This window comes from Burkholderia torrens (assembly GCF_984668525.1).
On record NZ_OZ480211.1, the window covers coordinates 2,307,474 to 2,317,378 of the forward strand.

A 9,905-nucleotide genomic window follows, 5' to 3' on the forward strand; every position below is an offset into this window, starting at 1 on the left:
TTTGCGATTCGCACGAAATATTTTGCGAAGCTGCCGCGCGCTCACGCGCAGACAGCTTCACCGACGCACGAACCTCAGGCGAGCGCGCCCTCGATGCGCGACACCACGACGTCACGACCGAACAGCACCAGCACCGCATCGATCGACGGCGTATGCGTGGTGCCCGCCACCAGCAGGCGCACCGGCATCGCGAGTTGCGGCATCTTCAGCTTGTGCGTGGCGAGCGTCGCCTTCAGCGCAGCGGACACCGCCTCCTTCGTCCAGTCGGCCGCCTTCAGCGCGGTGGCGAGATCGGCCAGCGCCGGCCGCACGGCATCGGTCACGTGCTGCGCGAGCGCGTCGGCTTCCGGTGCCGGCACACGGTAGAACATCGTCGCGCCTTCCGCGATCTCCTTCACCGTCGTCGCGCGATCCTTCATCAGGCCGACCACCGCGTCGAGCGCCGGGCCCGTCGCGATCGCCGCGTCGTCGATGCCGAGCGCATCGAGGAACGGCTTCGCGAGTTCGGCGAGGCGTGCGTTGTCGGCCTCCTTGATGTAGTGCGCGTTCAGCCAGCTCAGCTTGCTGTGGTCGTACTGCGCGGGCGACTTGCCGAGATGCTCGAGATCGAACCATTCGACGAACTGCTCGCGCGAGAAGATCTCGGCGTCGCCGTGCGACCAGCCGAGGCGTGCGAGATAGTTGACGACCGCTTCCGGCAGGAAGCCTGCGTCGCGGTACGCCATCACGCTCATCGCGCCATGCCGCTTGCTCATCTTCTCGCCCTGCTCGTTCAGCACGGTCGGCAGGTGCGCATAGACGGGCGGCTCGCCGCCGAGCGCATTCAGGATGTTGATCTGGCGCGGCGTGTTGTTCACGTGGTCGTCGCCCCGGATCACGTGCGTGATGCCCATGTCCATGTCGTCCACCACCACGCAGAAGTTGTAGATCGGCGTGCCGTCCGGGCGCGCGATCACGAGGTCGTCGAGTTCCTCGTTCGAGATCTCGACGCGCCCCTTCACGGCGTCGTCCCAGACGACCGTGCCCGTCAGCGGATTGCGGAAGCGCAGCACGGGCTTCACGCCGGCCGGCGGCTCCGGCAGCACCTTGCCGGGCTCCGGACGCCACGTGCCGTCATAGCGCGGTTTCAGGCCGGCCTCGCGCTGGCGTTCGCGCAGTGCGTCGAGCTCCTCGGCCGACATGTAGCACGGGTACGCGAGACCCTTCTCGAGCATCTGCGCGAGCACTTCGCGATAGCGGTCCATCCGCTGCATCTGGTAGATCGGGCCTTCGTCGAAATCCAGGCCGAGCCATTGCATCCCTTCGAGGATCGCATCGACCGCTTCCTGCGACGAACGCTCGACGTCGGTATCCTCGATGCGCAGCACGAACGTGCCCTTCATCTTGCGGGCGAACGCCCACGGATAGAGTGCGGAGCGGATGTTGCCGAGGTGAATGAAGCCGGTGGGACTCGGCGCGAAGCGGGTACGAACAGGACGGGTCATAAACGGTAACTCGAACGCCTGGGGCGCATGAATGATTCGACGCGGGACGGCGGCAGCCCGGACAGCAACGGAGCCGGCGGCGCCCGGAACGGGAAAGAAGCCGGAATTATACTCGCGCCGGACATCGCGCCAAGCTCACCGCTTGCTTTATGATGTGCGCGCCGCGGCCGCCAGCCGGCGCGGCGCCGGCCGCACGGAACCCGCCGCGCGGCCGCTCGGAACCTATCGCCGCCGCGGGCCGTGTAACCCGCCGCCAAGCCGCCGGAGAACCATTCGATGTCGTCCCCTCGCCTGTCGCGCCGCCACTTCACGATCGCCTGCGCGTCCGCCAGCCTCGCCGCCTGCACGTCATTCGGCGACAAGTCCCGCCCCGGCACCGCACAGCCGCAAGAGAAGCCCGTGAAGATCGGCATCGCGCTCGGCGGCGGTGCCGCGCGCGGCTTCTCGCACATCGGCGTGCTGAAGGCACTCGAGGCGCGCGGCATCCCGGTCGAGATCGTCGCCGGCACGAGCGCGGGCTCGGTGGTCGGCGCGCTCTACGCGTCGGGCATGAGCGCGCTGCAGATCAACAAGATCGCGCTCGACATGGACCAGGCGGCCATCAGCGACTGGGCGCTGCCGTTCCGCTCGCGCGGCCTGCTGCAAGGCGTCGCGCTACAGAACTTCCTGAACAAGACGCTGAACAACCGGCCGATCGAGAAGATGGCGAAGCCGCTCGGCATCGTCGCGACGGATCTGCAAAGCGGCCAGCCGATCCTGTTCCAGCAGGGCAACACGGGCCTCGCGGTACGCGCGTCGTGCAGCGTGCCGTCGGTGTTCGAACCGGTGAAGATCGGCAACCGCGAATATGTGGACGGCGGCCTCGTGAGCCCGGTGCCCGCGTCGTATGCGCGCAAGATGGGCGCGAGCTTCGTGATCGCGGTCGACATCTCGGCCCGGCCGGACGGCGCGGCGACCAACAACCCGATCGAGATGCTGCTGCAGACCTTCACGATCATGGGCCAGACGATCAAGACCTACGAGCTCGACAAGTACGCGGACGTCGTGATCCGCCCGAACCTCGCGGCGATGGGCGGCAGCGACTTCAACCAGCGCAACGCGGCGATCCTCGCGGGCGAGGAAGCGGTCGCGCGGATCATGCCGGAACTGCAGCGCAAGCTGGCGGCCGCGCGCGGCGTGGCGGCCGCGTAATCGCGCCCGTCAGCGCGGGGGCGGGCCAGGTCGCCGCCCCGTTGCGGCCAGCCGTGCGAGATCCAGCCATCGCCCGCTCGGCCCCCAAAACAAAAAACCCTGCCGCCTTTCGGTGACAGGGTTTTTTTCGGTCTGACCGACCGCGAACGTCAGTTGTTGCCGTTCGCCGAATCGTCGCCGATCGTCGCGCGCACGCGCTGACGGAGATCTTCGGGCTTCATCGGGAATTCCGATTCGATCCGGCGCGCGCCGGTAAACCGCTTTTCCCAGTAGCCGCTGTCGAGATCGTCGACGCGAACGGTGCTGCCCGTCGACGGCGAGTGCACGAACTTGTTGTCGCCGATGTAGATGCCGACGTGCGAGAACGTGCGGCGCATCGTGTTGAAGAACACGAGATCGCCCGGCTTCAGGTTGCTCATGCTCACCTTCTCGCCGACGCGGCTCATCTCTTCCGCGCGACGCGGCAGCGACATGCCGAGCGTGTCCTGGAACACGTAGCGGACGAAGCCGCTGCAGTCGAGGCCCGAATCCGGCGAGTTGCCGCCCCAGCGGTAACGCACGCCGATCATGTTCAGCGCGCCGACGACCACGTCGCCTGCCTTGCCCGCCATGCCGGCAAGGAACGACTTCGCGCCGCCGCTCGACGGCTGCGCGCTGGTCTGCTGGAGGGAGGAACCCGACCCGATCTGAGTCGAATTGCTGACATTCTGGTTAAAACTGCTGACTTCGTCGGCGAACGCGCCGGGAGCAGCTGCGAACAGGGCGCCGATGAACAGCCCGGCGATGGTGCGCGCGCATGCCTGGGTCAGGGATCGATGCTGCATTGGTCGATGGAATGTGCTTAAAAATCAGCTGATTGGCGGAAAATTTCGGTCGATACTAGCCAGCGCGTAATCGTTTGTCAAAACAAATTAATAAATACAATCGAGATGGTCAGACCATTGGACGCCTATCACGCTTTCCAGACCGCTTTCAACAGCTTTTGTGTGTAAGGATGTGACGGCCTCGCGAAGATGTCGGACACCTCCCCCGACTCGACGACGGCGCCGTCCTGCATCACCGCGACGCGGTGCGCCATCGCGCCGATCACCTCCAGGTCGTGGCTGATGAATACATAGCCGAGGTTGTATTTCTGTTGCAAATTCGCGAGCAGTTTCAGCACCTGCTGCTGGATCGACACGTCGAGCGCCGACGTCGGCTCGTCGAGGATCAGGATCCGCGGTTCCAGCACCAGCGCACGGGCGATGGCGATCCGCTGGCGCTGCCCGCCCGAGAATTCGTGCGGATACCGGTGCAGCACCGTGCGGTCGAGGCCCACTTCGCGCAGCACCTGGAGCGACTTCGCGCGGCGCACATCGGGCGTCATGTCGGGGCGATGCAGCTCGAGCCCCTCGCCGACGATCCGCTCGATCGTATGACGCGGCGAAAGCGAACTGAACGGGTCCTGAAAGACCACCTGCATGTTCGAGCGCAGCGCGGTCTGCTCGCGGCCGCGATAGGTCGACAGCGCGCGCCCCTGGAATTCGATCTCGCCGCCGGCCGTCTTCTGCAGCCCGAGCAGCGCCATCGCGAGCGTCGACTTCCCCGATCCAGACTCGCCGACGATGCCGAGCGTCTCGCCCTGCCGCACCGACACCGACACGTCGGCTACGGCCGTCACCGGCACCGTGCCGAACCAGCCCGCGATGCCCGGCCGCTTGCGCGCGAACTGCACGCTCACGTGCCGCGCGTCGAGCACGACGGGCGCGATCGGCATCACCGGCATGACCGCGCGCTGCGGCCGGCTGTTCAGCAGCCGCTGCGTATACGGATGCTCGGGGTTCGCGAAGATCCGCTCGACCGGCCCGCTTTCGACGAGCCGGCCGTGCTCCATCACCGCGACGCGCTCGGCGAAATGTCTGACGAGATTCAGGTCGTGCGTGATCAGCAGGATCGCCATCCCGCGCTTTTCCGCTTCCTCGCGCTGCAGCTCCAACAGGAGGTCGACGATCTGGGCGCGGATCGTCACGTCGAGCGCGGTGGTCGGTTCGTCGGCGAGCAGCAGCCGCGGCCGGCACGCCAGCGCCATCGCGATCATCGCGCGCTGCCGCTGGCCGCCCGACAACTGGTGCGGATAGCTGTCGACGCGCTTGTCCGGCTCCGCGATGCCCGTGCGCGCGAGCAGCGCGATCGCGCGCTTGCGCGCCTCGGCCGCCGATACGCCGTCGTGCAGCACGATCGTCTCGCCGATCTGCACGCCGATCGTATACAGCGGGTTGAGCGCCGTCATCGGCTCCTGGAAGATCATCGCGATGTCCGAGCCGCGCAGCCCGCGCATCTCGCGCTCGCTCTTGCCCACCAGGTCCTGCCCCGCGAACCGGATCGCGCCGCCGACTTCGGCGTCGCGCAGCAACCGCAGGATCGACAGCGCGGTCACGCTCTTGCCGGAACCCGATTCGCCGACGAGCGCGACGCGCTCGCCGCGGCCGATCGCGAGCGTCACGTCGTCCACCGCGACCGTGTCGCCGAAACGCACGTGCAGATGCTCGAGCGACAGCAGCGGTTCGCTCCGTGTCGATACGGTCGACTCGCTCATCGCTGGCCTCCCGCCGCACGCACCGAATCGGCGATCCGCGTGTCGAGCGCGTTGCGCAGCGCGTCGCCCATGAAGGTGAGCAGCAGCAGCGTCGCGACCAGCACGCCGAACGTCGACAGCGAGATCCACCACGCGTCGAGGTTGCCCTTGCCCTGCGCGAGCAGCTCGCCGAGGCTCGGCGTCGGCGGCGGCACGCCGAGCCCGAGGAAATCGAGGCTCGTGAGTGCGAGGATCGAACCGCTCATCCGGAACGGCAGGAACGTGATCACCGGCGTGAGACTGTTCGGCAGCACGTGGCGCCAGATGATCTGCCCGTTCGTGAGCCCCATCGCGCGGGCCGCGCGCACGTAGTCCTGCGTGCGGTTGCGCAGGAATTCCGCGCGCACGTAGTCGGCGAGCCCGATCCAGCCGAACAGCGACAGCAGCACGATCAGCAGCAGGAAGCTCGGCTCGAAGATCGACGCGAAGATGATCAGCAGGTACAGCTCGGGCAGCGAGCTCCAGATCTCGATCAGCCGCTGCCCGACGATGTCGATGCGCCCGCCGAAGAATCCCTGTACCGCACCCGCGGCGATCCCGAGCAGCGTGCCGATCACGGTCAGGATCAGCCCGAACTCGACCGAGATGCGGAACCCGTACACGAGCCGCGCGAGCAGGTCGCGCCCCTGCGCGTCGGTGCCGAGCCAGTTCTCGCGCGACGGCGGCGCCGGGTTCGGCACGTTCGAGAAGTAGTTCAGCGTGTCGTAGTAATAGCGGTTCGGCGGATAGACGACGAAGTTGCCGGGCGCCTCGAGCCGCTTGCGCACATACGGATCGAGATAGTCGGCCGGCGTCGGGAAATCGCCGCCGAAAGTCGTTTCCGGATACGCATGGAACATCGGGAAATAGGTCTGGCCGTCGTAGCGCACGACGAGCGGCTTGTCGTTCGACCACAGCGGCGCCGCGAGGCTCGCGGCGAACGCGGCGACGAAGATCACGAAGCTCCAGTAGCCGAGGCGCTGCTGCCTGAAGCGCTGCCACACGCGCCGCGCGGGCGACGGCGACACGCGCGCGCGCGCGGCGTCAATGCGGGCTGAGGCGACGGCCCGGTTCATCGCGCGCCTCGCCCCATGGCGCCGGACAGGCGGATGGTTCGTTTCATGTCAGCGCTCCAGGTTGTCGAATTGAATGCGCGGATCGACCCACACATAGCAGAGATCGGAGATCAGCTTGGTCGCGAGCCCGATCAGCGTGAACAGGTACAGCGTGCCGAGCACGACCGGATAGTCGCGCCGCACGACCGACTCGTACGACAGCAGCCCGAGGCCGTCGAGCGAGAACAGCGTCTCGATCAGCAGGCTGCCGGTGAAGAACGCGCCGATGAACGCGGCCGGGAAGCCGACGATCAGCGGCAGCATCGCGTTGCGGAACACGTGCTTCCACAGCACGTTGCGCTCGGAAAGCCCCTTCGCGCGCGCCGTCAGCACGTATTGCCGGCGGATCTGGTCGAGGAACGCGTTCTTCGTGAGCATCGTGACGACCGCGAAGCTGCCGACGACCGACGCCGTGATCGGCAGCGCGATGTGCCACAGGTAGTCGAGCACCTTGCCGACGAGCGACAGCTGCGCGAAGTTGTCCGACGTGAGGCCGCGCAGCGGAAAGAGCTGCCAGAACGAGCCGCCGCCGAACAGCACGAGCAGCAGCACGCCGAGCACGAAACCCGGGATCGCATAGCCGACGAGCACGACGAGGCTCGTCGCGACGTCGAACGGCGACCCGTTGCGCACGGCCTTCGCGATGCCGAGCGGCACCGCGATCAGGTACGTGAGGAAGAACGTCCACAGCCCGATGCTGATCGACACCGGCAGCTTCTGCACGACCAGCGACCACACGCTCTGGTGGCGGAAGTAACTCTCGCCGAGATCGAAACGCGCGAAGCGCTTCAGCATCAGCCAGTAGCGTTCGAGCGGCGGCTTGTCGAAGCCGTACAGCGCCTTGAGCTGCGCGAGCTGCTGCGCGTCGACGCCGGTGTGTGCGCGCATCCCGAACGGCACCGCACCCTGCTCCGTCGCGCCCTTGCGCAATTCCTGCACGGCCTGCTCGACGGGCCCGCCCGGCACGAACTGGATCACCGCGAACGTGAGGGTCAGCACGCCGACGAGCGTCGGGATCATCAGCAGCAGGCGTTTGAGGATGTAGCTCCACATAGGGCGTCGACTCGTGATCTGTGGCGGGTTTGACGAAGGGCCGGCGCGGGTCAGTGATCGGGCTTTGCCCACCAGGTCGACACGACCCAGCCTTCGGCCGAATAGTACAGCGGCAGCGTCTGCGGATAGGCCAGCGTGTGCCGGTACGCGATCCGGTGCGTCGTGCTGTACCACTGCGGCACCGCGTAGTAGCCGTGCATCAGCACGCGGTCGAGCGCGTGCGTCGCGTCGAGCAATTCCTCGCGCGTCTGCGCGGCGCCGAGCGCGTGCAGCAATGCGTCGACGGCCGGCGACTTCAGCCCGATGAGGTTGTCGGAACCCGGCTCGTCGGCGAACTTGCTCGCGTAACGCGAGTACTGCTCGGAGCCCGGCACCTGCACGCCCGGCAGGCGGACCGTCGTCATGTCGTAGTCGAACGCATCGAGGCGCTTCTGCAGCAGCGCGTAATCCGCCGTGCGAAAGCGTGCGTCGATGCCGAGCTTCGCGAGATTGCGCTGGTAGGCCGTCACGATACCTTCCATCGCGGCGCCCGAATCGTCGAGGATCTCGAACGTGAACGGCTCGCCCTTCGCGTTGCGCAGCGCGCCATCGCGATAGGTCCAGCCCGCTTGCGCGAGCAGTGTGCGCGCCTTCAGCAGGTTCGCGCGCAGCGAGCCCGGCGGGTTCGTGTCCGGCTGCGTGACCATCGGGCCGAACACGGCCGGGTCGAGCTGCGCGCGCAGCGGCTCGAGCAGCTTCAGCTCGCCTTCGCCCGGCGTACCGGTGGCCTGCAGGTCGGTATCGGCGAAATAGCTGTCGAGGCGCGTGTACGCGCTGTAGAACACCTGGCGGTTCAGCCATTCGAAGTCGAACGCGAGGTCGAGCGCCTGGCGCACGCGCACGTCGCGAAACAGCGGCCGGCGCAGGTTCATGAAGAAGCCCTGCATGCCGGCGCCGTTATGCTGGCGGAATTCGCGCTTGACGAGCTCGCCGCTGTCGAACCGCTTGCCGACGTCGCGCCGCGTCCAGTTGCGCGCGATGTACTCGACGAGCACGTCGTATTCGCCGGCCTTGAACGCCTCGAGCCGTGCGACGCCGTCGCCGTACAGCTTGTAGACGATCCGCTCGAAGTTGTTCGTGCCGACCCGCACCGGCAGGTCGGCGCCCCAGTACGCGGGGTTGCGCCGGTAGGTGATCGTCCGGCCGTTGTCGTAGCGCTCGATCACATACGGGCCGCTACCGATCGGCTGCTCGAACGCGAGCTGGTCGAACGGGATGCGCGAGCCGTCCGCGCGCAAGCCCCACTTGCGCGAGAACACGGGCACGCCGCCGGCGATCAGCGGCAGCTCGCGATTCGCGCTGCGGAACTCGAAACGCACGGTGGCCGGGTCGACCACCACGGCCTTCGCGATCTCCGCGAAATACGCGCCGAACTGCGGCGCGGCCTGCTTGCTCTTCAGCGTATCGAACGAAAACTTGACGTCGTCGGCCGTGACGCGATCGCCGTTCGAGAAGCGCGCGCGCGGATTCAGGTGGAACGTGACTGACCGGCGGTCGGGCGCGATGTCGATGTCGTCGGCCAGCAACCCGTAGGCAGACGCCGGTTCATCGGAGCTGCCGGTCGCGAGGCTCTCGAACAGCATGTCGATGCCCGGCGCGGAATTGCCGCGCATCGTGAACGGATTGAACTTGTCGAACGACGTCAGCCTGTTCGGGTTCGCGAGCACCAGCGTGCCGCCCTTCGGCGCATCGGGATTGACGTAGTCGAAATGCTTGAAGCCCGGCTGATATTTCGGCTCGCCGTACTGCGCGATCGCATGGGCCGCGTGAGCGGCCGGCGCGGCCAGCGCCGCAGACAGCGCAAACGCCGCGGCCACGCGGCCGGCGGCCCGTACGGCACGCCGCGCGCCGAGGCAGGCTCGCGCGGCGGCGGCCCGGGGCGAACCCTTCGTCATAAAGGCCCTGTCAGTCGAATGAGGGTAGTAACGTGGGACGATTCTACCCATTCAATCCGTCGGGCCAAAAGAAAACCGCCACGCGGGCGGTTCTCTTGTCCTGTTTACCGGCAGACGGCGCGCACGCATCACGCGTGCGCGACGCGCCGATCAGCGCCAGCCGTTGTGGCGGCCATGATCCCAGTGACCGCGATCGTCGCCCCAGCCGCGACCATGGCGGCGATACCACTCATCGCGGCCCCAGTAGCGGCGGCCGTCCCAGTAGCGGTCGCCGTGCCAGCCGATCACGATCGTCGGCGCCGGCGCATAGGCCGGTGCATACACCGGCGCAGGCTGGTAGACGACCGGCGGCGGGGGCGGCGGCACATACACGGGCGCGGGTGCGACGTAGACCGGTGCCGGCACGCCGACGTTGATCCCGACATTGACTCCCGCCATTGCTGCGCCCGACACGAGCAAGGCCGTCATACCGGTCAAGAGCGAGGCAACACGCAAAGTCTTCATGGATTCCTCTTCTGGTTGTTTCATGTGTGAT

The 9,905-nt window shown here is 67.1% G+C and carries 8 protein-coding genes; 1 reads left to right on the forward strand and 7 read right to left on the reverse strand.

From position 1 onward, the window contains the following. Nucleotides 1–74: 74 nt before the first annotated feature. The gene (gene gltX, locus AC5LXX_RS10640; protein WP_493409451.1) at nucleotides 75–1,484 is read right to left on the reverse strand and encodes a glutamate--tRNA ligase; all 1,410 of its coding nucleotides are present in this window, start codon (nucleotides 1,482–1,484) and stop codon (nucleotides 75–77) included. A 276-nt stretch (nucleotides 1,485–1,760) separates the two neighbouring features. Here gltX and AC5LXX_RS10645 point away from each other — a divergent pair, with 276 nt between their 5' ends. Beyond that, nucleotides 1,761–2,675 carry a patatin-like phospholipase family protein gene (locus tag AC5LXX_RS10645; protein WP_493409452.1) on the forward strand — a complete coding sequence of 305 codons (915 nt, stop codon included), beginning with the start codon at nucleotides 1,761–1,763 and terminating at the stop codon, nucleotides 2,673–2,675. 149 nt (nucleotides 2,676–2,824) lie between these two features. Here AC5LXX_RS10645 and AC5LXX_RS10650 read toward each other — a convergent pair whose 3' ends face one another. The 6 genes from AC5LXX_RS10650 to AC5LXX_RS10675 form a co-directional block, all read right to left on the reverse strand. Further along, the gene (locus AC5LXX_RS10650) at nucleotides 2,825–3,499 is read right to left on the reverse strand and encodes a C40 family peptidase (RefSeq protein WP_175932219.1); all 675 of its coding nucleotides are present in this window, start codon (nucleotides 3,497–3,499) and stop codon (nucleotides 2,825–2,827) included. A 128-nt stretch (nucleotides 3,500–3,627) separates the two neighbouring features. After that, on the reverse strand, nucleotides 3,628–5,250 hold the full coding sequence (locus tag AC5LXX_RS10655; RefSeq protein WP_493409453.1) for an ABC transporter ATP-binding protein: 1,623 nt from the start codon (nucleotides 5,248–5,250) through the stop codon (nucleotides 3,628–3,630). Beyond that, nucleotides 5,247–6,344: an ABC transporter permease gene (locus AC5LXX_RS10660; protein ID WP_493409454.1), complete on the reverse strand. Its 1,098-nt coding sequence runs from the start codon at nucleotides 6,342–6,344 to the stop codon at nucleotides 5,247–5,249. Before AC5LXX_RS10660 ends, AC5LXX_RS10655 begins: the two co-directional genes overlap by 4 nt. Before the next feature lie 48 nt (nucleotides 6,345–6,392). Beyond that, complete coding sequence (locus tag AC5LXX_RS10665; protein ID WP_493401021.1) at nucleotides 6,393–7,436, reverse strand: microcin C ABC transporter permease YejB; 1,044 nt, start codon at nucleotides 7,434–7,436, stop codon at nucleotides 6,393–6,395. A 50-nt stretch (nucleotides 7,437–7,486) separates the two neighbouring features. Beyond that, nucleotides 7,487–9,370: an extracellular solute-binding protein gene (locus AC5LXX_RS10670; protein WP_493409455.1), complete on the reverse strand. Its 1,884-nt coding sequence runs from the start codon at nucleotides 9,368–9,370 to the stop codon at nucleotides 7,487–7,489. Nucleotides 9,371–9,520: 150 nt separating this feature from the next. Then, nucleotides 9,521–9,874, reverse strand: coding sequence for a hypothetical protein (locus AC5LXX_RS10675; RefSeq protein ID WP_124455406.1), 354 nt, complete (start codon nucleotides 9,872–9,874; stop codon nucleotides 9,521–9,523). Nucleotides 9,875–9,905 lie beyond the last annotated feature (31 nt).

Bases quoted from the DNA above. Each gene is read 5' to 3' on its own strand.
- AC5LXX_RS10650 (WP_175932219.1), bottom strand. From the start codon at position 3,499: ATGCAGCATCGATCCCTGACCCAGGCATGCGCGCGCACCATCGCCGGG.
- gltX (WP_493409451.1), bottom strand. From the start codon at position 1,484: ATGACCCGTCCTGTTCGTACCCGCTTCGCGCCGAGTCCCACCGGCTTC.
- AC5LXX_RS10655 (WP_493409453.1), bottom strand. From the start codon at position 5,250: ATGAGCGAGTCGACCGTATCGACACGGAGCGAACCGCTGCTGTCGCTC.
- AC5LXX_RS10665 (WP_493401021.1), bottom strand. From the start codon at position 7,436: ATGTGGAGCTACATCCTCAAACGCCTGCTGCTGATGATCCCGACGCTC.
- AC5LXX_RS10675 (WP_124455406.1), bottom strand. From the start codon at position 9,874: ATGAAGACTTTGCGTGTTGCCTCGCTCTTGACCGGTATGACGGCCTTG.
- AC5LXX_RS10670 (WP_493409455.1), bottom strand. From the start codon at position 9,370: ATGACGAAGGGTTCGCCCCGGGCCGCCGCCGCGCGAGCCTGCCTCGGC.
- AC5LXX_RS10660 (WP_493409454.1), bottom strand. From the start codon at position 6,344: ATGAACCGGGCCGTCGCCTCAGCCCGCATTGACGCCGCGCGCGCGCGC.
- AC5LXX_RS10645 (WP_493409452.1), top strand. From the start codon at position 1,761: ATGTCGTCCCCTCGCCTGTCGCGCCGCCACTTCACGATCGCCTGCGCG.